18 protein-coding genes are annotated in these 23896 nt (G+C 40.0%); 10 read left to right on the top strand and 8 right to left on the bottom strand.

Annotated elements, in window-relative coordinates:
• Positions 1–64: 64 nt before the first annotated feature.
• Positions 65–4066, bottom strand: a complete 4002-nt coding sequence (locus tag OCV73_RS12190; RefSeq protein ID WP_147552579.1) for a hybrid sensor histidine kinase/response regulator transcription factor — start codon at positions 4064–4066, stop codon at positions 65–67.
• A gap of 657 nt (positions 4067–4723) precedes the next feature.
• Between OCV73_RS12190 and dnaG the strand changes: the two genes are divergently transcribed.
• The 5 genes from dnaG (at position 4724) to OCV73_RS12165 (ending at position 10298) form a co-directional block, all read left to right on the top strand.
• Positions 4724–7000: a DNA primase gene (gene dnaG / locus OCV73_RS12185; protein WP_147552577.1), complete on the top strand. Its 2277-nt coding sequence runs from the start codon at positions 4724–4726 to the stop codon at positions 6998–7000.
• Positions 7001–7134: 134 nt separating this feature from the next.
• On the top strand, positions 7135–8061 hold the full coding sequence (locus OCV73_RS12180) for an ABC transporter ATP-binding protein (protein ID WP_147552576.1): 927 nt from the start codon (positions 7135–7137) through the stop codon (positions 8059–8061).
• An 11-nt stretch (positions 8062–8072) separates the two neighbouring features.
• Entirely contained in the window at positions 8073–9410 is a 1338-nt protein-coding gene (locus OCV73_RS12175; protein ID WP_147552574.1) for an ABC transporter permease, read from the top strand.
• 3 nt (positions 9411–9413) lie between these two features.
• Positions 9414–9803, top strand: coding sequence for a hypothetical protein (locus tag OCV73_RS12170; protein WP_147552572.1), 390 nt, complete (start codon positions 9414–9416; stop codon positions 9801–9803).
• A gap of 219 nt (positions 9804–10022) precedes the next feature.
• Positions 10023–10298 carry a hypothetical protein gene (locus tag OCV73_RS12165; RefSeq protein WP_147552570.1) on the top strand — a complete coding sequence of 92 codons (276 nt, stop codon included), beginning with the start codon at positions 10023–10025 and terminating at the stop codon, positions 10296–10298.
• Between the two features lie 8 nt (positions 10299–10306).
• On the opposite strand, the gene OCV73_RS12160 is transcribed toward OCV73_RS12165, so the two are convergent.
• From OCV73_RS12160 to OCV73_RS12145, 4 genes are all read right to left on the bottom strand, one after another.
• Positions 10307–11074 carry a creatininase family protein gene (locus OCV73_RS12160; RefSeq protein WP_147552569.1) on the bottom strand — a complete coding sequence of 256 codons (768 nt, stop codon included), beginning with the start codon at positions 11072–11074 and terminating at the stop codon, positions 10307–10309.
• A 3-nt stretch (positions 11075–11077) separates the two neighbouring features.
• On the bottom strand, positions 11078–11860 hold the full coding sequence (locus tag OCV73_RS12155) for an amidohydrolase (RefSeq protein ID WP_147552567.1): 783 nt from the start codon (positions 11858–11860) through the stop codon (positions 11078–11080).
• Positions 11861–11924: 64 nt separating this feature from the next.
• Positions 11925–12476, bottom strand: coding sequence for a lysophospholipid acyltransferase family protein (locus OCV73_RS12150; protein ID WP_147552565.1), 552 nt, complete (start codon positions 12474–12476; stop codon positions 11925–11927).
• Positions 12477–12485: 9 nt separating this feature from the next.
• Positions 12486–12767 carry a hypothetical protein gene (locus OCV73_RS12145; RefSeq protein ID WP_147552563.1) on the bottom strand — a complete coding sequence of 94 codons (282 nt, stop codon included), beginning with the start codon at positions 12765–12767 and terminating at the stop codon, positions 12486–12488.
• Between the two features lie 335 nt (positions 12768–13102).
• Between OCV73_RS12145 and OCV73_RS12140 the strand changes: the two genes are divergently transcribed.
• The 5 genes from OCV73_RS12140 to OCV73_RS12120 all read left to right on the top strand — a co-directional run bounded on the left by OCV73_RS12140 (position 13103) and on the right by OCV73_RS12120 (position 21112).
• The gene (locus OCV73_RS12140) at positions 13103–14779 is read left to right on the top strand and encodes a glycosyltransferase (protein WP_147552562.1); all 1677 of its coding nucleotides are present in this window, start codon (positions 13103–13105) and stop codon (positions 14777–14779) included.
• 12 nt (positions 14780–14791) lie between these two features.
• Entirely contained in the window at positions 14792–17347 is a 2556-nt protein-coding gene (gene glgP / locus OCV73_RS12135; protein ID WP_147552560.1) for an alpha-glucan family phosphorylase, read from the top strand.
• A gap of 455 nt (positions 17348–17802) precedes the next feature.
• Positions 17803–18888 (top strand): peptide chain release factor 1, encoded by a 1086-nt coding sequence (gene prfA / locus OCV73_RS12130; RefSeq protein ID WP_147552558.1) that lies wholly within the window; start codon positions 17803–17805, stop codon positions 18886–18888.
• Between the two features lie 22 nt (positions 18889–18910).
• A complete protein-coding gene (pyrF, locus tag OCV73_RS12125; RefSeq protein WP_147552556.1) occupies positions 18911–19741 on the top strand; it encodes an orotidine-5'-phosphate decarboxylase in 831 nt (276 codons plus the stop codon).
• Between the two features lie 108 nt (positions 19742–19849).
• The gene (locus tag OCV73_RS12120) at positions 19850–21112 is read left to right on the top strand and encodes a phosphoglycerate kinase (protein WP_147552555.1); all 1263 of its coding nucleotides are present in this window, start codon (positions 19850–19852) and stop codon (positions 21110–21112) included.
• 119 nt (positions 21113–21231) lie between these two features.
• On the opposite strand, the gene OCV73_RS12115 is transcribed toward OCV73_RS12120, so the two are convergent.
• The 3 genes from OCV73_RS12115 to OCV73_RS12105 all read right to left on the bottom strand — a co-directional run bounded on the left by OCV73_RS12115 (position 21232) and on the right by OCV73_RS12105 (position 23393).
• Entirely contained in the window at positions 21232–21681 is a 450-nt protein-coding gene (locus tag OCV73_RS12115; RefSeq protein ID WP_147552553.1) for a GNAT family N-acetyltransferase, read from the bottom strand.
• Positions 21682–21708: 27 nt separating this feature from the next.
• Positions 21709–22749 carry a DUF6340 family protein gene (locus OCV73_RS12110; RefSeq protein ID WP_147552551.1) on the bottom strand — a complete coding sequence of 347 codons (1041 nt, stop codon included), beginning with the start codon at positions 22747–22749 and terminating at the stop codon, positions 21709–21711.
• Positions 22750–22934: 185 nt separating this feature from the next.
• Positions 22935–23393, bottom strand: a complete 459-nt coding sequence (locus tag OCV73_RS12105; protein ID WP_147552549.1) for a hypothetical protein — start codon at positions 23391–23393, stop codon at positions 22935–22937.
• Positions 23394–23896 lie beyond the last annotated feature (503 nt).

Here is a 23896-nt window from a genome sequence, read left to right as displayed (position 1 = left end):
ATGACGCATTTGTTACAAACACGTCACCTCATTTTCAGACTCTCTTAATATTTTTTTATTACTTTCATTTACCGGAAGAAGATGTATTATTGTTTTTCTCAAAGTCTTTAGGTGTCACTCCGAACTGTTTGAAAAATAATTTACTGAAATAAGACGGTGAATTGATTCCTACCATATAACAAATTTCCCCGATTCTGTATTCCCCCCCGGCAATAAGTTCTGCCGCCCGTTTCAGCCGTATCACCTTAATAAAGTCCACAGGCGATAATGTAGTAAGCACCTTTATTTTTCTCAAAAGACTGGAACGGCTCATACCCAGTATCTCAGCTAAATGTTCCACATTAAAATTATCGTCTGTAATATTTTTTTGTATGATGAGTATTATTTTATTCAGGAATTCTTCATCAGTCTTATTCATATGCATATTGTGTACAGGGAAAAACGGCTTTCTCGAGAAAGCTTCTCTTTCTTTTCTCCGGTTATTCAGTAACGTTATAACCTGTACTTCGAGATAATTAAAGGAAAATGGTTTTTCAATATAAGCATCTGCTCCCATCTCAAGTCCTTTTATCTTACTATCCAGGTCATTCTTTGCCGTAAGGAATATAACCGGTATATGATTATACTCCACATTTGTTTTTATAGCCCTGCATAGCTGCATACCGTTCATAACAGGCATCATTACATCGGTTATAACGATATCCACAGGCCGGTCTTTCATAATTTCCAAAGCTTCTTCCCCGTTAAGGGCCGTTTCCACCACAAAATGTTCTTTCAGTTTTTCGGAGACGAACGATAACATCTGTTCATTATCCTCTACCAATAAAATAATATAATCCGTTGTCTGAATGACTTCTTCTTTTTCATCGGCTCTTATATATTCTCCCTGCACCGGAAGCTCTCCGATGTCCATAACTTTCTCTTGATTTAAAGGTAAAATAAGAACAAACGAATTCATTTCCGCCCCGGTATCCAGAAATAACTGCCCGGTGTGGAGCTCTGCCAGCGAACGGGACAAGGGCAGACCGATCCCCGCACCCGATGTAGTATTCTTCTTATTATTTATCTGATAGAAAGGTTCGAAAATCTGCTGGCTCAAATCTTTCGGAATCTTTTCGCCGTCGCTGGACACGATTACAGTGAACGATGTGGCATCTTTTCTCAAACTTACAATAATCTTATGCACAGCATATTTGAGGGCATTATTCAACAAATTACTAATGATTTTAGTAACGGCTTCTTTATCAATATCTACGAATACCGGTTCAGCGGATATTTTTACATCGAGTTCTTTTCCCTGCTGTACTATAGTAGGTTCGAAACGGGCTATCGTATCGCGTAATAGTTCCGAAATATCCGCTTTTACAAAATTCATTAAAAACTTATTGGCCCCTACTTTTCTAAAATCAAGCAACTGTTTTGTCAGGTCAAGCAAACGTTTCGTATTTTGCTCCATAACCTGCAAATTACGGACAATCCTGGGGTCTTCTATTCCCATTTCCATTATATTTTCCAATGGCCCGTTGATCAGTGTCAATGGAGTTCTCACCTCATGGGCTATTTCGGTAAAGAATTCGACCTTGGCACTGTACAGCTCTTTTTCCTTTTCGACTTCAAATAATTTCTGCTGTTCCCGGATTTTTTTTTCCTGCCTTTTTTTATACCAGAAAAACCAATAAGCCAACACACACAATCCTAATATTATATATAATGTGTAAGCCCAGTGAGAATTCCACCACGGAGGTAAAATAGTAATTTGCAGCGATGTCCCTGCAGGCTTCCAGGTTCTATCGGGATCGAAAGCCTTAACCTTAAAAACATATTGTCCGGGAGGTAACTGAGAATATGATATGTTATGATTATTATTGGTATATATCCAGTCCATATCTATATTTTCCATTTTATAGGCATATTGTGTAATAGCTGATGTGGAAAAACTGACAGCAACAAAATCTATACTGATGTTCGCCTGATTATACGGCAAGGTTATTTCCCTCGTATGAATTATGCTTTTTTTCAAAGGAGAACCCTCAGCATGACAATCCAGTTCCTTATTATAAACACTGAATTTCGTAATATAAACATGAGGGGTAAAGCCGGTTACATGCTCTTGCAGAGGGTCGAAAGCAATCAATCCGTCAATCCCGCCGAAATAAAACTTTCCATTCGAAGTACTCAAAGCCGATTTATAATTAAACTGGTCTCCCAGTAATCCGTCGTTTTTAGTGTACACACGAATCTTTCCTGTTTCCGGATTAAATCTGACAAGCCCCTTATTCGTCCCGAACCATAAATTGTGGTTCGGATCTTCTAATATTTTATAAGCCACATCGTCCGGCAATCCGTCTTTTCTGGAATAAGAAATAAAATCATCACTCTCTTCCCGGTAACAACAAATACCTCCACGATCCGTAGAGAACCAAAGACGGCCTCTACTGTCTATAGTAATACTACTTACCGAATTCGAACTGAGACTGGAACTATCCGTATCGTGATGCTGATACTGTTTTATCGTATTATTTTCCGGATCATAGCGATAAACCCCCATACCCATAGTTGCCGCCCATATGTTTCCATGCGGGTCTTCCACGATATCATATACCCATATATATCCCGGAGCTTCTATCATCTTAAACCGCATCTCCCCGGGTCCCGCATATCTCAGCCCCATCATATTCCCCAGCCATATCCGGTCTTTACTGTCCCGGTATAAAGCATATACGCTTTCATCTCCCGAATTTAATTGTTGCGAGGTATAATGTTTTACTTGTCTGGAAGGCAAATCAATGACATCCAGTCCTTTTATAAATGTTGCAGCCCAAACCGATCTTTTATCGGCAAATAAAGTAAGGATATTCAGATGGTTGCTATCCGATGGCTTCAGCCGTTCCACTTTACCTGTCACAGGATTCAGGATATTAATTCCGGCATCTTCGGTCCCGATCCATATATTGCCGAAAGAATCTTCGGCCAAAGCCCCTATACGTTTCGTATTCAACGAAGCTCCTTTGCTCAGAGGACGATATTTTTCTATTTTAAACCGATAATCCGGCAGGTAATTAACACCGCCGAATAGAGTACCTAACCATATCCCTTCCTGACGGTCTCTGTACAATGTATATACATTCTTATCGGATATACTGTAAGGATTCATATCGTCCTCTTCGATATGAACCACCTTTTTTTCTTTCTCGTTTATAATAAAAAGCCCTAACTGAGTAGCCACCCACAGTTCATTATCATGGTAGCACTCTATGTCCCGGATAATACTGTAATTTACTTCCGGCACGTCTACCCGGGAAAATATATTCTCTTTCCTATCAAACTTTCTTAGCTCTCCTCTATGAATGGCGACGGCTATATTATCTCCATACTCACATATAGCATATACGTTCTCTCCTTTCAAAGAGCTACCGTTCCTATCTGTAATATATTGTATGAACCTGTTATCCTTATCATTGTAAAGAAACAGCCCGGCACCTGCCGAACCTATCCATACTTGCCCGTTACGGGTAACCGTAATACATTGAGGATAATCATCTTTATATTTTTCAGGATCGGTTATGTAATAATGGAATAACCGCTTATCCGACAACCGATATTTAAAAACTCCCTGATTAGGGACAACTATCCATACATTTCCGGATGAGTCAGGCTTAATATCGGCAATCCAGTTCTCTATCCTCAGGCTATCGTCCGATAATACATCAAACGAAGTAAATGTTTCATAAATATGGTCGTACGTAAAAACACCTTTATCTGTACCTACCCATAATGTCCGTTCCGAATCTTCGCTTAACGCCGAAATATTATGATTTCCTTTGTTAGTGTGGTAATCGTTACAGTTCAGGGTTTTCATAGAAGTTCCGTCATACCGGTTCAGGCCGTTCCTGGTACCGAACCACATAAAACCGTAGCTATCCTGCAATATAGATTTCACGTGGCTCTGAGATAACCTGTCTTCACCGGTTATATGCAAAAAAGAATAGCTGGATATATCTTGCTTTACCGCTCGTACCGTTATAGCATATATTATTATGATTATAAGCAATCCTGTTTTTTTCATGCGTGTCAAAAGCCTCTTTATAATTCCAAGTTTTATCTGCACTCACCGGACACATTTTCCCCATTATCATGTTTACGGTCTTTCATCTACCTGCAAAGATAATAGATTGTTCAAAACATAAATGCATACCCGCAAAATAATTATAACCGGAACAATCTTTTACCTCTGAAGAATAAATTATTGAAAACCGAAATATGTAAATCAGTGCTGGGAACAAGAGGGGATACTCTTTATATTGCACTTTATGCATAACTAAAAAAGAAAAACATAAAATGAATTCCTGTTTTTATAATTATCATTTGCGAAGTTTTATCCTGAAAAAATTACACGCCGCATGATTTACCTGCTAACCACAGATAAACGGGCTATTACCAAAAGGACAGTAACATAAAAGTCTCTAAATAAAAAATGGTTGCCTCACGGCAACCAATCTTCATTAACCTTAAATCTAATACTATGAAAAACACATTGCAAATATAAGATGTTTAAATAAAAAAACATCACATAACAACAACAAAATCAATCTATTTAAAATTATTTATGCATTAGATACATATTTTCAAAAAAGATAGTTTTTATCTATTGTTATTTGTTTTCTTAGAGAAGATAAGCCAGAAATATATTATCTTCGCTCAGTCGAAAAAACAGGATAATTTTATGATAGACCAAGCCACCATAGACAAGATTATGGATACCGCCAACATACTGGAGGTAGTGTCGGATTTTGTAACCTTACGGAAACGGGGGGTTAACTATGTAGGTTTATGCCCGTTCCACGATGAAAAAACTCCTTCTTTCAGCGTATCGCCATCTAAGGGCATATGTAAATGCTTCAGTTGCGGAAAAGGCGGAAGTGCAGTCCATTTCATTATGGAGCATGAGCAAATGTCCTATTACGAAGCTCTTAAATACCTCGCAAAAAAATACAGTATCGAAATACAAGAACGGGAACTGACCGACGAGGAAAAGCAACTACGAGGCGAACGCGAAAGCATGCTTATCGTGAACAGTTTTGCTCAAGAATATTTCAGCCATATATTATTCGACCATGCCGAAGGACGTTCCATAGGACTGGCCTATTTTCATGAACGAGGATTCAGGGACGATATTATCCGGAAATTCGGATTGGGATATTCTCTGGACCAGCGAAACGCGTTGGCACAGGAAGCTCAAAAGAGAGGATATAACCAGGAATACCTGTTAAAAACCGGTTTATGCCTGGAAGGACAGAACGGTCATATTCACGACCGTTTCAAAGGACGTGTCATTTTTCCCGTGTACAGTTTGTCGGGAAAAGTACTGGCCTTCGGAGGACGGGTTCTTAAAAAGGACGATAAAACAGCTAAATACGTTAATTCTCCGGAATCGGAAATATACCATAAAAGTAATGAATTATACGGGATATTTCAAGCGAAACAGTCTATCGTAAAAAACGATTCCTGTTTCCTGGTGGAAGGTTACACCGATGTATTATCCATGCATCAGGCCGGCATAGAGAATGTAGTGGCTTCTTCGGGAACATCTCTCACCCCGGGACAAATACGTCTGATACACAGATTCACTGACAATATCACCGTTCTTTACGACGGAGACGCTGCCGGAATAAAAGCTTCGTTAAGAGGAATAGACCTTATCCTGAAAGAAGGAATGAATATAAAGGTCGTATTATTGCCGGACGGAGACGATCCCGATTCTTTTTCAAAAAAACAGAGTGCAGCCTCATTCACTGAATACATAAAATCGCATGAAACGGACTTTATCCGCTTCAAGACTAATTTGTTATTGGAAAGCGCCGGAGACGATCCTATAAAACGGGCCGGACTTATCAGTGATATAGTGCGTTCCATCTCGGTTATTCCGGATACGATCATACGTTCGGTGTATACGAAAGAGTGCAGCCGTCTGATGGAAATAGATGAAAAAATACTCGTATCGGAAATAAACAAACTGAAACAGAACGAACTGGAAAATTCTGCGCTATCAAAGAATAACAGCTATTCCCGTCCTAATAACTCCCGGAAAACGATCGGCCAGAACACAGGAAATGCGGCATCTCCGTCGGCAAGCACGCCTGTAACCACCCCGGAAGGAGAACGGGAAACCCCTCCTTCCCCTACCCTGAACGAATTACCGGCAGAAACCCATGACACGATTTACGAAACCGCATTTGAAAATATCGTTCCCAAGACACTTGACAATCCGTTGGATAAATATGAACGGGAACTTATACGCTATATTATCCGGTATGGTTATAACGATCTGTTCGAAACCGAGGATATAAACGGAACGCAACGCCTGATGAAAGTCGCGGAATATATTGCAGACGACATGAAAAGGGATGAAATAGAATTCTCGAATCCGCTTTATAAACGCATTATTTCAATAGCAGCGGAACAGAAAGAATCCATAGCGGGCATACTCGAACAAAAGCAAAAAGAGATACTTGAACAGCAACAGAGAAAACTGGCAGAGACACTGGAACAGAAACGCCGGGAAATCCCGGAAATGATGCTTAACAAAAAAGCCGAATCGGATATTCAAAGCAAGATCAACAAAGAAACCGCTTTTCTTTTAAGAGAAACGGCATCACTATATGTGGAACGTTATTTCGTTTCACATCCCGACCCTGTCATCAGCCAACTGGCGGTAGACCTGGTAAGCGACAAATACCAGCTAAGCAAAGTACATACGAAATATCAGAAAGTAGAAACCGAAATAGAACGTCTTTACGACCTCATACCACGAGCCCTTTTCGAGCTCAAGGATGCAATTATATCTTTACAAATAAAGCAACTGAGGGAAAATATCAAAAAAGCAAGTTTAGAAAACGACATGGAACTCCTTCATCAACTTATGGAACAAAATACAGCTTTGTATGAATTGAAAAGTACCCTTGCCAAATGTATAGGAGACCGTATTTTAAATCCTAAATAATAAAAAATTATTGTTTTTCGATAAATTTCCGCTTTAAGATAATATAATAACCAAAAAAATATTTGTACGTTTGCAGCTTAGTTATATTTCAAAGAGTTATAAAACTAATGAAAAAACGAAACAATTAATCCATTATGTACTATCTTGAAGCACAAAATATCGTCAAACAATATGCTTCGCACAAAGCCCTTGACGATGTAAGCATACAGGTTCCGGAAAATCATATATACGGTTTGCTGGGTCCTAACGGTGCAGGAAAAACGACTCTCATCCGTATTATTAACCAGATCACCGGTCCCGATAGCGGGCAAATACTCATCGAAGGTCGTCCTATCCAACCAAAAGATGTGGAGAATATAGGTTATCTGCCGGAAGAACGCGGATTGTACAAGAAAATGAAAGTAGGCGAACAGATACTTTATCTGGCTCGTTTAAAAGGGCTCTCCAAAGCAGAAGCTAAACAACGGATGGAAACGTGGTTCAGAAAATTCGATATTAAAGGCTGGGAGAAAAAGAAAATCGAAGAGCTTTCAAAAGGTATGCAACAGAAAATCCAGTTCATTACCACCGTAATTCATCGTCCCAAATTACTTATTTTCGATGAACCGTTCAGTGGTTTCGATCCGGTCAATGCCAACTTGCTGAAGCAAGAAATACTGGAACTGCGCAAACAGGGGGCTACCATTATTTTCTCTACCCATAATATGAGCTCGGTAGAAGAATTATGCGATGAAATAACTCTTATCAACCGTTCGAAAGCCGTACTACAAGGTGAAGTAAACGATATAAGGGAAAAACATAAAAAAAACATATTCCGTATTGCCATTCAGGATGGTAATTTACCGGCCGATCCCGACAAGTACGATATACTGGAAACACAGGCGTATCGCCGGGGCAGCATCTCCACCATTGCAAAAAAAGAGATGAGTAACAGCGAACTGATAGGTTATCTCAATGAACACTACCAGCTTACGGCTTTTGAAGAAATATTGCCTACCATGAACGAAATATTCATCGATACGGTAGGAGCTTCGGCCCTTAACGAAGATAATAACCAATAAACCACAAAATCATGAGCAAAATATCTCTTATCATCGAACGGGAATATATGACGCGGGTACAGAAAAAGACCTTTATTCTCATGACTATCCTCACCCCCATTATTATCGTCGCCAGTGTCGCCGTACCTATATTGTTATCTCTTATCACCGATGAAGTGCGTAATGTAACAATAGTAGACCAGACTAAAATGTACAGTGAAGTATTTAAAGATAATGACGAATACAAATTTACTTATATCGGGGGAGAGGCCACAAAACCGGCCGAACTAAGCTCACAGGAAGAGCAGCCTTATGCTTTCGTGGTTATCAACGATAATCTACTGGAAAATCCGAAAGGTATCAATATTTACTCAAGCAAACAGGTCACAGCCGGATTCGAGTCTCTCGTCACGAATACTATGGAAGATTACCTGAAGAACGAGAAACTGGCTTCATACAATATTCCCGATATAAAACAACTGATAAATGACTCCAATATTAAACTGGAAATAAGCACTATACGTCTTGATAAAGAAGGAGGAGAAACCGAAACGTCCACGGCAACCGTCACAGTCATAGGTATGGCATGTACTCTTATCATCTATATGTTCCTGCTTTTATATGGCGGGCAAGTAATGCAAAGTGTTATGCAGGAAAAAACAAACCGTATCGTTGAAGTCATGGTATCTTCGGTAAAACCGTTCGAACTGATGATGGGAAAAATCATCAGTATCGGCTTGGTAGGCCTTACACAAATAGCTATCTGGATTATCTTTATCGGCGGTATGCTCGCCGCAGGAGGTGCCATACTCGGTGCATCGGGAGCGTTATCGGGAATAGATACAGCCGTATCGGCCAACATGGCAAGCATGGGCGCACCTGAACAACAGGCAGCACTACAAGAACTGGGCGCCGCCAATAATATCGCGACAATATTGGATAGTATCAACTTTACGGAGCTTATCTCTTTTTTCATACTCTTCTTTATCGGAGGTTATATTCTGTATGCATCACTGTTCGCTGCAATAGGATCTGCAGTAGACAATGAATCGGACACTAATCAATTTATGATCCCCATTACAATAATTATCATTTTTGCATTATACGCAGGTATGTTCAGTGCTGAAAACCCTGACGGGCCTTTGTCTTTCTGGTGCTCGATGATACCTTTTACCTCTCCAATCGTTATGATGGTACGCATTCCTTACGGAGTACCTGTATGGGAACTGGCTCTTTCTCTCTCTATCCTCTATGCATCGGCTATTGGGCTTACATGGATAGCAGGACGCATATACCGGGTAGGTATCCTCATGTATGGAAAAAAACCGAGCTACAAAGAGATGCTTAAATGGATTAAATACAAAGCTTAGAAAATGAGAAAATTATTCCCTACAGGCATCATTTTGATCGTATCTCTTCTTTTAGCCGGATGTAAAAGTTACGACCACATCACTAAAAATCCCCGGAAAGATAATCCGGTAGATAAAATCGGATGGCTGAAAGAAGTAACAGAAGAACTAAAAGACAGAGACTGCTCTGTCACTCTTTGGGAACTGGACGGCAAAACTTATTACGGCGTAAATGTAAAAGGGCCGGAAAAGTCATACGATATGGACCGGACAACTATATATGCAGCCGATGGCAGCGTATATCTGGTTTACGGAGGTTTAATGACTCCGCCTCTACGGGAGAAAGCTAATGCTTTTAAAAATAAGGCGGTCTATAGAGGAGTAATCTGGGAATCTAATCCCCCTCGGAAATAAAATAAAAAAGACAAGTACTCGCTAAAATCATATAAGTGCTTGTCTTTTTTTGTGTCCAAATTTTATTAACATCATATCTTTTTTTATCTTTCCGTCAAATAACTAAATATGCTCACCCGTCATTTAATATACCTTATAATAGCCTGTTTTATTCTTTTTGCGGTCTTTTCTATTAAAAACGAAAGCAATAAAAAAAACAGAAAGAACAGAAGGCATCCGATGGACCGGATCGAATGGCTGGGAACATGGCGTGACCGTATGCAAAATACTCCGTGCTGGATTTCCCTATACGAACTGGACGGTGAGGAATACTATCAGATATATGCACCCGATGAAAAAAATACCGGATTGTTCATTACTACCGTATATAAAACGGATGGATCGGTATTATTTCATTTCGTAGAAAACCAGACAGCCGCCAACCATGATAAAATTGAGGATTTCTACCGTAAAGCCGTATTTAAAGATACTATATGGGATCATCTTCATGTATGAAATGTATATTACTCATACAGATCGTCCCTGACTATTTGCACAAATAATTCCGCTATTTTCCCCGAAACGTCACGTATAAACTTTTCTCCCTTTTCTTTCGAAGAAAGACGGGGATCACCTACCCCCGTATCGTCCGAAACCCGTTCCCAGTTTCGGGGAGTCCAGCCAGTTTTTTCACGAAGTGAACTTACAGCAAACGAACGGTATTCCCCCTTCCCTGCATCATCAAGATTTACCAACTCAGGACGTAAATACAACATAGCCGAAGTCTCCAGTTCACCGGCATGGTCATCGTGTCGTTCAAAGTAACCGGTTTGCGGTAAAACGGAGAACCAGTCTACGACTACTATCAGAAAATCCGGAAATTCGAATTCCATATCGCGAATCATATTTTTAAAGCAATTTCCTCCATGACCGTTCACAATAACCAGTTTGCGCAAACCTTGCCTGTACAGCGAGATAACAATATCCGATAAAACCGCTTTTTGAGTTTCGTAACGGGCATGAATACAGAAAGGCTGCTGCCATTGTCCGGGATTTTGCTGTCCCAAAGGTATAGGAGGGAGCACCATACATCTTACTCCTGACTTCTCCAGAGCTTCCCGCGCAGCCATGACCGCCACATCATGAGAAAGATAGCAGTCTGTCAAATAGGGTAAATGCAAATTGTGTGGTTCGGTAGCTCCCCACGGGAGTACAGCCAGATTATAACAAATTTCACGTACCGTTCCAAAATTGGTAAGCAAAATATCTATTTCCTTTTCCACTTTATCCATGAATCATAATTTTATAGTGAAATCATCAGCATCTTTCCATACAGGAAATTTTTCCCTGAAACGATGTAAATGTGTTAAATCAAGTTCAGCCGATACGATCTGTTCTATCCCAGGTTCCCCCTCGGCCAGAATATATCCTTTTTCATCTACGATCAAAGATTCTCCAGAATATATCAGCGAAGCGCCATCCGTACCCACCCGGTTCACACCGCATACATACGCCGCATTTTCTATGGCACGGGCAACCAAAAGACTACGCCAGGTATGAATCCGAGATTGCGGCCAACTCGCTACAAATATCAACAAGTCATATTCATTGTCGCGATTACGGCACCATACGGGAAAACGCAGATCATAACACACCAATAAGCATATTTTCCATCCTTTATACTCTACAATAAGCCGTTGTTTTCCCTCCGTAAAAAAACGGCCTTCATCGCCCATCCTGAAAAGATGACGCTTATCATAAAAACAGATGTCACCCGAAGGCAATGCGAGGAATCCCCGGTTATAACAATCTTTTCCTTCACGGGCAATAAAACTTCCGGCAATAGCCATATCATACATTCCGGCCCATTTTTTCAAGGCTGCAATAGTTTCACCCTCTTCGTTTTCAGCTAAGGTGACCGCATTCATAGAAAAACCGGTAGTAAACATTTCGGGTAATATTACCAAGTCGGCTTTACCAGCCAGAGCAGACAATGTCGCATCCTGCTTATACAAGTTCCCGGCTTTGTTCTCCCAAAAAATATCGGTCTGTAACAAAGACACTCTTAAGTTTTCCATATCTGTTCCTCATGTAAATAAATAAAGCGAAGCACATGATGTCTTCGCTCTATTATTCTATAAACTATTCTTCATCCGCCGTAAAATTTTCGGGATGACGTGCATGAAATTTTTTATAATATTCTTTGATGGAACGCATATCGGCATCAATATCCCCCGTAGGAGTAAATACCTTTTCCAGTCCTATCCGCTTATCCTTATAATCGATAAAGGCCAATACGATAGGCACATTGGCTGCTTGCGCAATATAATAAAAACCACGTTTCCAGTTAGCATTCCGTTTTCGTGTAGCCTCCGGGGTTACTGCAATGGAGAACCGTTCACTGGAACGGTATCTTTCAGCCAGTTGTTCCACTAAGTCGGTCCGTCTATCACGGGACACCGGAACACCTCCCATCCAACGAAACAAATATCCTAATGGAAAGAAAAACCACTCCTTCTTCATCAGGAATCCCGCCTGCCGGCCCAATGCAGTGTACGCCAATTTACCCAAAATAAAATCCCAATTACTGGTATGGGGAGCCACACAAATAACACTTTTAGGAAAATCGGGAACTGTCGCAACTACCTTCCATCCGAACAAACGCAACAGGAAACGACTAAATGATCGTTTCATTCAATATTTCTATTTATTCAGTTCCGATAAGCCTTCGAACACACCGTCCACAGCTGCGTCGAAATCTTCTCTTAATTTCTTATAATAGGCTTTCACCTGTTTAGGTTCTTTTCCTCCATTCGCATTCACCCGTTGCAGATACTCATCCTGAATACCTATGATCTGGCCGATCAGTTCATCTGCCTTGGCTGCATTAGTACCCGGAACATATTGTTTGTTGAAAAGGCATTCGGCCAGTAATTCTCCTGTAACGAAATTGATCTCCTTTTTCAGATTTCTTCTATTTGCCATAATATTTTTTATTTTAATGATTCTAACTTCCACAAATATAACCATTCTTTCAGATCAAAACGAAGCATTTATCCAAAAAAATAGAAACAACGGCAAATGCATAAAATTATTTTGAATTAAGAAACTAAATACCAATATATTAACAAAAAAACCTATTCATTTCGGGCTAATTAGCAAAACACTATGAAAAACTACTACAATTCTATATTTTTTTTTCGCTATTCCTTTCGGGTGTTAAGAAAAAACAGATTGAAAAATTTGCAGACACACAGATATTTGTTATAAATTTGCAGCTTACAAAAATGTTCTTATGAATAAGAACCCTAAAAATAGGTATGACTGATCAATATAAAAAACCCGATTACATTTTTGAAATCAGCTGGGAAGTGTGCAATATGGTTGGAGGTATTTATACCGTATTGTCCACAAAAGCAAGAACTCTTCAAAAAGAATATAAAGACAAACTCATATTTGTCGGACCTGATATATGGAAAGGAAAAGAGTCTCCGTACTTTACCGAGATTCCCTCTCTGCTGAACGAATGGAAAAAACAACTACAATTTCCTTACGAAATAAAAGTACGTACCGGACGCTGGAACATACCGGGCAATCCCATTGTCATATTAGTGAATTTCGATGCTTTATATGCTGTCAAGAATGAATTCTATGGCAAAATGTGGGAGTTATACGGAGTCGAGTCGCTGCAAGCATACGGAGATTATGACGAAGCATGTGCTTTTTCTCATGCGGCCGCCCTGGTCCTCGAGAACTATTATCGGTTCATAAAAGGTGAAAAACTAAATATTGTTGCTCATTTCGACGAATGGACCACAGGGATGGGATTGTTATATATCAAACATCAATTACCCTGCATTGCAACATTATTTACAACACACGCAACTTCTATCGGCCGTTCTATCGCCGGCAACAATAAACCTCTGTATGACTACATGAAAGGTTATCACGGCGACCAGATGGCTCAGGAGCTGAATATGGTTTCAAAACATTCGGTAGAAAAACACGCCGCCCGACAAACCGATTGTTTTACGACTGTCAGCGATATCACGGCACGCGAATGTACACAACTCCTGGAACGTACTCCCGATGTCGTAACTCCTAACGGCTTTGAAGAAGACTTTATCCCGGACAAAGCGAACTACATAATAAAAAGAGAAGAAGCAAGGGAAAGGCTTTTAAAAATAGCATCTTCTCTGGCAGGATATTATATATCCAAAGACGCATTCTTAATAGCTACATCGGGACGCTATGAATATAAAAATAAAGGCATAGACCTGTTTATCGACGCCATGCACCGTCTATCGGTAAAAGACGAACTGAAAAAAGAAATCATCGCATTCGTCATGGTACCTGCTTGGGTAAAAGCACCCCGTACCGACGTCGCCGACAGGGTAAACAGCCCTTTACAGGCAACAACTCCTCTTCCCGACCCTGTAATTACGCATACATTAAACAATTATAATGAAGACCGAATCATCAACCAAATCCATAAACTGGGTATGCAAAACCGGATACATGATAAGGTGAAAATCATATTCATTCCATCTTACCTGACAGGAAGTGATGGTATTGCCAACCTTTTGTATTACGATTTGTTAATAGGTTTAGATGCGACGGCTTTTCCTTCGTATTACGAACCCTGGGGATACACTCCGCTGGAAAGTATCGCTTTCGGAATTCCCACTATCACGACTGATTTATCGGGATTCGGACAATGGATAAACAGCCGGAACGAACATGGCCTTGAAAAAACCGGTGTGGAAGTATTACACAGGACCGATTCAAATTATGATGAAGTAGCCGATAATTTGGCTCAGACTGTAACGGAACTTAGCAATAAGAGCGTAAAAGAAAAAGAAATAATAAACAAAGCGGCAGCAAAAGTCGCATGCGAAGCTCAATGGAAAAACTTTATCCAATATTACTCACAGGCATACGACACTGCCCTGAAAAAAGCTGAAGAAAGAAATAACAAACGATTAAGACAACAATAAAATAAAAGGAATATGAAAATTCAAGTTAGTAATACTAACGCTCCCTGTTGGCGTGATATTACAGTTAAGTCTCAAGTTCCCTCCGAATTAAATAACCTGGTAACAATGTCCAAGAATCTATGGTGGGTATGGAACAGCGAAGCTATAGACCTATTCCGGAACATTGATCCTGATCTGTGGAGATCTACTAATAATAACCCCGTACTGATGTTACAACGCATCGGTTACGAACGCATGGAAGAAATTGTCAAAGACAAAGCTATGATGAGAAGAATAGAAGATGTCTATGATGATTTTCAAAAATATATGAATGTTGAGAAGCGTACGGACGTTCCCTCCATCTCTTACTTCAGTATGGAATACGGGTTATGTAACATCCTGAAAATATATTCCGGAGGTTTAGGTGTTCTTGCCGGAGACTATCTGAAAGAAGCCAGCGACAGCAACATAAACATGACCGCCGTAGGTTTCTTGTACCGGTACGGCTATTTTACCCAAACTCTTTCTATTGACGGACAACAAATTGCCAACTACGAAGCTCAGAATTTCAACCAGTTACCTCTGGAGCAAGTTACCGATCCTGACGGCCATCCTCTTGTACTGGAAGTGCCATACCCGGGACGTATCATCTATGCCAACATCTGGAAAGTAAGTGTAGGACGTATCAATTTGTACCTGCTGGATACTGATTTGGAACAGAACAGCGAATTCGACCGCCCGATCACATATCAGCTCTATGGAGGCGATTGGGAAAACCGTATGAAACAAGAATATATGCTGGGGATCGGCGGTATTCTCATGTTGAACAAATTAGGTATAAAAACAGATTTGTACCATTGCAACGAAGGACATGCCGCCCTCATCAACGTTCAACGTCTGGTCGATTATGTACAGGAAGAAAAACTTGCATTCGAAGAAGCTCTCGAACTGGTGCGTGCCTCATCTCTATATACCGTACACACACCAGTACCTGCGGGACACGATTATTTTGACGAATCTCTTTTCGGAAAATATATGGGTGAATTCCCTGCCAAACTGGGTATCGAGTGGAAAGACCTGATGAACATGGGCCGTGAGAATCCCGATACCAATGAAAAATTCTCCATGAGCGTGTTTGCCTGCAATACCTGCCAAGAAGTAAACGGCGTAAGCTGGCTCCACGGAAAAGTTTCTCAAAAGATGTTCCAGCCCATATGGAAAGGATACAGCGCAGACGAACTCCACGTCGGTTATGTTACCAATGGCGTACATATGCCCACATGGGCTGCTTCGGAATGGAAAGAATTCTATATCAAAACATTCGGGCATAATTTTATGGAACATCAGTCCGAATTCAAAGCCTGGGAAAAAATATACGAGGTACAGGACGAAGAAATATGGAATATCCGCCAGACCATGAAACAAAAATTCGTACGTTTCATCCGGGACGAGTTCAGAGACACATGGCTTAAAAATCAAGGAGACCCTTCGCGCATTGTATCTATTCTGGAACGCATAAACCCGAATGCCCTGATGATAGGTTTCGCCCGTCGTTTTGCTACATACAAGCGTGCACACTTGTTATTTACCGATTTAGAAAGACTTTCTAAAATAGTCAATAATCCCAATTATCCTGTTCAGTTCATTTTTGCAGGAAAAGCTCATCCGGCCGACGGAGGAGGCCAGGGACTCATCAAACGAATCGTGGAAATATCGCGTATGCCTGAATTCCTGGGTAAAATTATTTTCCTGGAAAATTATGACATGAAAGTAGCCAAACGCCTTATTTCAGGTGTGGATATTTGGTTAAACACCCCTACCCGTCCGCTCGAGGCGTCGGGTACATCCGGCGAAAAAGCAGAAATGAACGGTGTACTTAATTTCTCCGTACTGGACGGATGGTGGTATGAAGGATATAAGGAAGGAGCCGGATGGGCCCTTACCGAAAAACGTACATTCCAGGATCAAAGCCAGCAGGATAAGCTGGATGCTGCTACGATATATTCAATGCTTGAAAATCAGATTATTCCTCTCTATTTTGCAAAAAACAGCAAGGGTTATTCTCCGGAATGGATACAATACATAAAAAATTCCATTGCACAGATTGCTCCTGAATTTACAATGAAACGTATGCTCGACGACTACATTTACCGTTTCTACGACAAAGAAGGAAAACGTTCTAAATTACTAAAAGCCAATAACTTTGCAAAAGCAAAAGAAATAGCGGCCTGGAAGCAGGAAGTTGCCTCCAAATGGAATGAAATAGAAATAAGCAGCGTATCCATACCTGAAGGATTACTATACAATCCTCATGTCGGAGAAAATTATAACATCGAGGTGGTAATCGACAATAAAGGATTGGGAAACTGTCTGGGTGTTGAATTAATAGTAGCGGGAGTAGAGAATGGAGAAACACTGCCCTATAAAGCGCATGAGCTCGAAATCGTAAAAACCGACGGAACAAAGACTACTTACCAGTTGAAATACCAACTCAATGATGCCGGAGTTTACCGTTATTCGTTCCGCATGTACCCAAAAAATGCCGACCTGCCCCACCGTCAGGATTTCGCATACGTACGTTGGTTCTGATATATATGTTAAAAATAAAGGAAATGGCCGGATTAATCCGGCCATTTCCTTTATCAAACATTTATTCCTTTTATTCTTCCCGGAATGCACAAATATCTTCCTATTATATTTATACATGTTTATGAGCCGAAATAATACAGAAAAACGGACGGTTTTAAATAAATCATATCTTCCAAAAAACAAAACTTTCAACCGGAACCAGGCAAAAACGACATGAAAAGAACGTTACATTCTTTTAACCAGTAAAATCCTAAAACCATAAACAAAATATCATACAAACCGTTATAATGGCGCTACTACTCTCGTGATAGTCTGGCACAGGTCTCGATTCTCTCATTACAGGAGTACCTATGCCGGACTATTACCATTTAAAATAAGATCTTATTCCCTCATCAGTTATTCGATATTTTCCGCTTATTTCGTATCTTTGCAAACTGAAAAATTAAAAAGCAATAATGAGCGAAAACACGTTACTAAGTCGACTGGAAGGTTTACAACTCCGTTTCGAAGAAGTGGGACTTCTTATCACCGATCCCGCAGTGATAGGCGATATGAAACGATTTGTAAAACTTACAAAAGAATACAGGGATCTGGAAAAAATATATAAAGCCACCTTACGTTACAAACAAGTACTCGGCACGATAGAGGAAGCACGTGTCATACTGGAGACTGAAAATGACGCTGAAATGAAAGAAATGGCTAAAGAAGAACTGGATAACTGCAATAGTACTCTGCCGGCTCTGGAAGAAGAGATAAAATTATTGCTGATCCCGGCCGATCCTGAAGACGGGAAAAACGCCATTGTAGAGATACGAGGAGGTACCGGAGGAGACGAAGCAGCCATCTTTGCCGGAGACTTGTTCCGTATGTACGCCAAATATTGTGAAATCAAAGGGTGGAAAATAGAAGTAACAAGTTTCAACGAAGGAACTGCAGGAGGTTACAAAGAAATTATTTTCACCGTCTCTGGAGAGAACGTATACGGAATTTTAAAATATGAATCGGGAGTCCACCGGGTTCAACGGGTACCAGCAACCGAAACACAAGGACGCGTGCATACGTCGGCCGCTACCGTAGCCGTATTGCCGGAAGCAGAAGAGTTTGACGTAGAGATTAACGAAAAAGATATACGTACTGATATCTTTTGTGCTTCGGGACACGGAGGACAATCGGTAAATACAACCTACTCTGCCATCCGTCTGGTACATATCCCTACCGGCATCACCGTTCAATGCCAGGATGAAAAATCACAGTTAAAAAATAAAGCAAAGGCCATGGTCGAACTTCGTTCACGTATCTATAACATGGAACACCAGAAATATCTGGATGAAATCGCCGGAAAAAGAAAAACAATGGTTTCATCAGGCGACCGTTCGGCCAAAATACGAACCTACAATTATCCGCAAGGACGTATTACAGACCACCGTATCAACTACACTATATATAACCTTACCGCATTCATGGACGGGGACATACAAGATTGTATCGACCACCTGATCGTAGCGGAGAATGCCGAACGTTTGAAAGAAAGCGAATTATAATCCACATAAATTTCACCGCCATATGAACAGAAAAGAACTTTTCGAAAACATCAAACGTAAAAAAACATTCTTATGTGTGGGACTGGATACCGACATTAAGAAAATACCAGTATATCTTCAGAAAAAAGAAGATCCGATCTTTGAATTTAATAAAATCATTATCGATTCTACCGCCAACCTGTGTGTAGCATACAAACCGAACCTGGCTTTTTACGAAAGTCTCGGTTTGGAAGGATGGAAAGCTTTCGAAAAAACCGTACGTTACATTCAAGCATATTATCCGGATCAATTCATTATCGCCGATGCCAAACGAGGCGACATAGGTAATACTTCGGAAATGTATGCCCGCAGTTTTTTCGGACATTTGGATATCGATTCCGTAACTGTGGCTCCTTATATGGGCGAAGACAGCATTAAGCCTTTTCTGGGTTATCCGGGCAAATGGGTCATTGTACTGGGACTTACTTCTAATAAGGGCTCCCAAGATTTTCAATTTACTACCGACATAAACGGTGAGCGTCTTTTTGAAAAGGTCATGCGCATTTCCCGGGAATGGGCCGATGAAGACCAGATGATGTATGTCGTAGGTGCGACTCAAGGAAAATTATTTGAAGATGTCCGCAAAATACTGCCCCATCATTTCCTGCTTGTACCGGGCGTAGGCGCTCAAGGAGGAAGCCTGCAAGAAGTAGTGGAATACGGCATCAACAGCAGTTGCGGATTATTGGTCAATTCGTCCCGTAAAATCATTTACGCCGCAAATGACGAAAACTTCGGAGCAGCAGCCCGGGAAGAGGCAAAACGTGTGCAGGAAGAGATGGAGTACTTGCTCAAAGCAAAGAAACTCATTTAACATTTCACATAACAAAATATAAATATTAGCTACATTCATTATATAAATATTTTTGTAAATTTGTAGCTGTTAAAATACAAGATTATTAATTATCTAATTATACAGAATATGCAAACAATTGACAATTTCAACTTTGCCGGTAAAAAGGCATTTGTGCGTGTTGATTTTAATGTTCCCTTGGACGAGAACTTCAATATCACCGATGACACCCGTATGGTAAAAGCTTTGCCTACTTTGAAAAAAATTCTTGCCGATGGTGGTAGCGTGATTATCGGTTCCCACTTGGGTCGTCCTAAAAAAGGTCCGGAAGATAAATTTTCTTTAAAGCACATCGTTGCTCACCTTGAAGAATTATTGGGACAGCCTGTAAAATTTGTCGATGACTGCATAGGTCCTAAAGTTGAAGCTGCTGTTGCGGAACTTAAACCGGGAGAAGTACTTTTACTGGAAAACCTTCGCTTTTATGCCGAAGAAGAAGGTAAACCCAGAGGTTTGGCAGAAGATGCTACTGACGAAGAAAAAGCTGCTGCCAAGAAAGCTGTTAAAGCGAGCCAGAAAGAATTTACCAAAGCTCTTGCCAAATTGGCAGACGCCTATGTAAACGACGCATTCGGTACTGCTCACCGCGCGCACGCTTCCACGGCTTTAATGGCTGAATACTTTGCCCCGGAGAACAAAATGTTCGGATATCTGATGGAAAAAGAGGTAAAAGCCGTAGAAAAAGTACTGAAAGATATCAATCATCCTTTCACAGCTATCATGGGAGGTTCTAAAGTATCTTCTAAAATTGAGATTATAGAAAACCTGCTTACCAAAGTGGATAACCTGATCATCGCAGGTGGCATGACTTATACTTTCACTAAAGCTTTAGGCGGAAAAATAGGTAATTCCATATGTGAAGAGGACAAACTCGACCTGGCTCTTTCTCTTATAGAAAAGGCTAAACAAAACGGAGTAAACCTCGTTTTGGCCGTAGATGCTAAAATCGCAGACGATTTCTCCAACAACGCCAATACAAAGTTTGTTCCGGTAAACGAAATTCCCGACGGATGGGAAGGTCTTGACATAGGTCCTAAAACCGAAAAAATATTTGCAGACGTAATTAAAAATTCAAAAACCATCCTTTGGAACGGTCCTACGGGTGTATTTGAATTTGATAACTTCACCAGCGGTTCCCGCGCCGTAGGCGAAGCAATCGTAGAAGCAACCAAAAACGGTGCATTCTCTCTGGTAGGAGGAGGCGACTCTGTTGCTTGTGTGAACAAATTCGGACTGGCAGATGGCGTTTCTTACGTTTCTACCGGCGGCGGAGCCCTGCTTGAAGCCATTGAAGGCAAAATTCTTCCGGGCATTGCTGCAATACAAGGATAATTAAGTATGATTAACCCTATAAAAAAATTGTTCCCGCGTTGAACGGGAACAATTTTTTTTATTCAAAATAAGCTTAACAAAGAACGATCCCCGCTTGAGCCAGTAAAGAGGTAAAAGTTTCAAAAAGATTTTTCAAAAACAAGACGATGACGGCATTGTACGCCATTCTCCCATATTGGTTCGGGATAGACGCGGACAAAATAATCCCTGTCTATATCTTTCAAATCGAAGCCAGCTTTTTGATACAACATAAAAGCCGAAGCGCCTGAATTACCTGTACACACCTTTAAACGACGAATACCATTCAAAGGAACCCATTCTGTAAATACATATTCCAGTAACCGAATTGCCACTCTCTTACGTTGCCACTTCTCAGATACGGCAAGATTCATAATCTCTGCCAAACCGTTCTCCTGCTTTTGGATAACAATCACTCCTATAGGAACATCATCAATGTTCGCAACAAAGCAATCCGATCCGTACAAATAACCATCCAAAATTTCCCGGCAAGGATCTGCCAGCAAAAGAAGGTCATAAGGATAATCAACAGTACGAGATATTATAAACACGGTAAATGATTTAAAAGGTAAAAGAAATTAATAACCCATCTGTAATTTAAGCTTTGCATCATTACTCCGGCGCTGAGTTAACTGATGAATATAGTCTCTCATCATAGCAACATAATAAGCATTATCATCTGGCCTTTTCATGAATTCGTCCAAAGAACGGTTCGCCCATAATAAAGCATCTTTAAAATTGTCGTTCAATTCATAATACAAAGCTATATTAGAGGCAACCCGGGCTTTTTTTCCGGCATTTTTTTGATTTTCATAAATATATTCCCACAGATAAGAAGCTTCGTCATATTTTCCTTTTTTCCAATAACGTCCGGCATCTTTCATAGCAGGATCGGAAGAGGTAAATAAAAACCGTTCTACCGTTTCTTTATACGGAGTCATTTTTCCCGCCAGTCCCTGGGCAAAATGACTTGCAGCTTGTATATAACAAAAAGGGAGTTCGGGTAAAAGAGAGTGCGGCATATCCGGGGTGAGTCCGGCCTCTTGCCAATATATAGTATCTTGCGTCCGATATGTTTGGGGATAATCCTCCCCGGGTAAATACAAACGTGCCGTAAGCTCGCCCAATATATCGAATGTAGATATAAAAAAGTCACCGTCCACAGACATGACCCGTGCATCACTCAAAAAACCGTTTATATCGGCTTTATCTATAGTAAGTACGGCTGATCCGGGCCAATCTTCACGAATAGCCTGTAACTGCTCTGATGATAAAACCGGATATAAATCTTTTGGCAATGAAATTGAATCGTCATAAAACATACCTACCGTATTAAAATATCCGGTCGACGAAAGCCGGAGTGCAACCTGTTCGGCAATACGGTAAGTAAGGCTATCATGTTTTACCGAAAACTTTCGGTCCTCCCCCTCCAAGTCGGAATATATATTATTATCCACAGGAATTTCAGCCGCATTATTAACCACGACAATAGATCTCACACCTTGAGGAAAAGTAACTTCGGCAGGACAGATCGTATCGAATGAAAGCGAGGAGATAGAACTGCATGACGTCAACGACAATAATAAACCTGCTAATATTACATGCAAACCAAATTTCATAAAGAACCTCCTGTTATTATTTAATTCTGTATTTCAAGAATGGATATGGCAATGCACAAAACTACAAAATTAATTGTCTTTCGTTTATAAGAATATAATAAACTTTATGAGCAAAAGTGAAAGAAAAGTAAGAAAAAGTATATAGACTTTACAAAAACCGCAAATAGCAGACGATCCGGCAATTTTTATTCTTTTTCTTTCAATTTCTGTTTTAAGATTGCGATTTGTTGGCGATAATTATCGTTTAGAGATTTCAATAATGCTATTTCCTGATCCCGTGATGCAAGTAATTCAGCATCAAAATTATTATCTTTTTCACATAATTTATACTTTTTCTCCATTTCAGAAGCTAAAATCGGTGAATTGTCTTTATCGCTAAGTGCAGGATATAAACTATTTATGTAGTTTTCATCATTTAAGTAAGTTCCGTCCTCATATTTAAAGAATGAAGTTATTGGAAAATCGAGAGAATTTGAGATTTTCAGCAAAACATCAACATAAAGATTTCCACCTCTGACTGCTTTACCGATGGTATTTTTATTTATCGACAAAATAGAGGAAGCCTTAGCGTATGTCAAGTCTTTTCTTTCCAGATAAGACCTAAATCTATCACCACTATAAAGCACTTTTTTCTTATTTGCCATAGCATCTCCTATTTTGCACCAAAAACCGTCCTATTTTCTTCATCTTCCTAAAAACCATTTTCATAGTCCTTCATTACCAATATACAAAATTCGGCAGATTTTCACAACTTTACAGCGACAGCATCATCCACTCCGGCTATTATAAACATCACAAATTTATTCTCCATATTACTTAAGATTAAAAACACCTGATTCATTAATACATTCCATGAATAGATATCGTATGTACAAGAAATTTACTACTTATACAGAAGCACACAGGAAAATCCGTGTGCTATTCTCTACTATTCGTGTTTATAATAACAACCTCCCTATAAAATTGTACGAAGCAAAATACATTAAATAAGAAATAAAAATATTCATTGCCATAACCAGATATGCATCCTTATAGTTTTACGATATTTATTAGAGAAAAAATTCTTTATTTCAAAGTATTTATCGTAATTTTGCGCTTGTATATTCGTATCTTTCTATAAAAAAGAGAGGAATAGACACAGTTTGTT

Origin of the sequence: Barnesiella propionica, assembly GCF_025567045.1 — a bacterium.
Lineage (GTDB): Bacteria > Bacteroidota > Bacteroidia > Bacteroidales > Barnesiellaceae > Barnesiella_B > Barnesiella_B propionica.
This window is presented reverse-complemented; position numbering and strand designations above follow the sequence as displayed.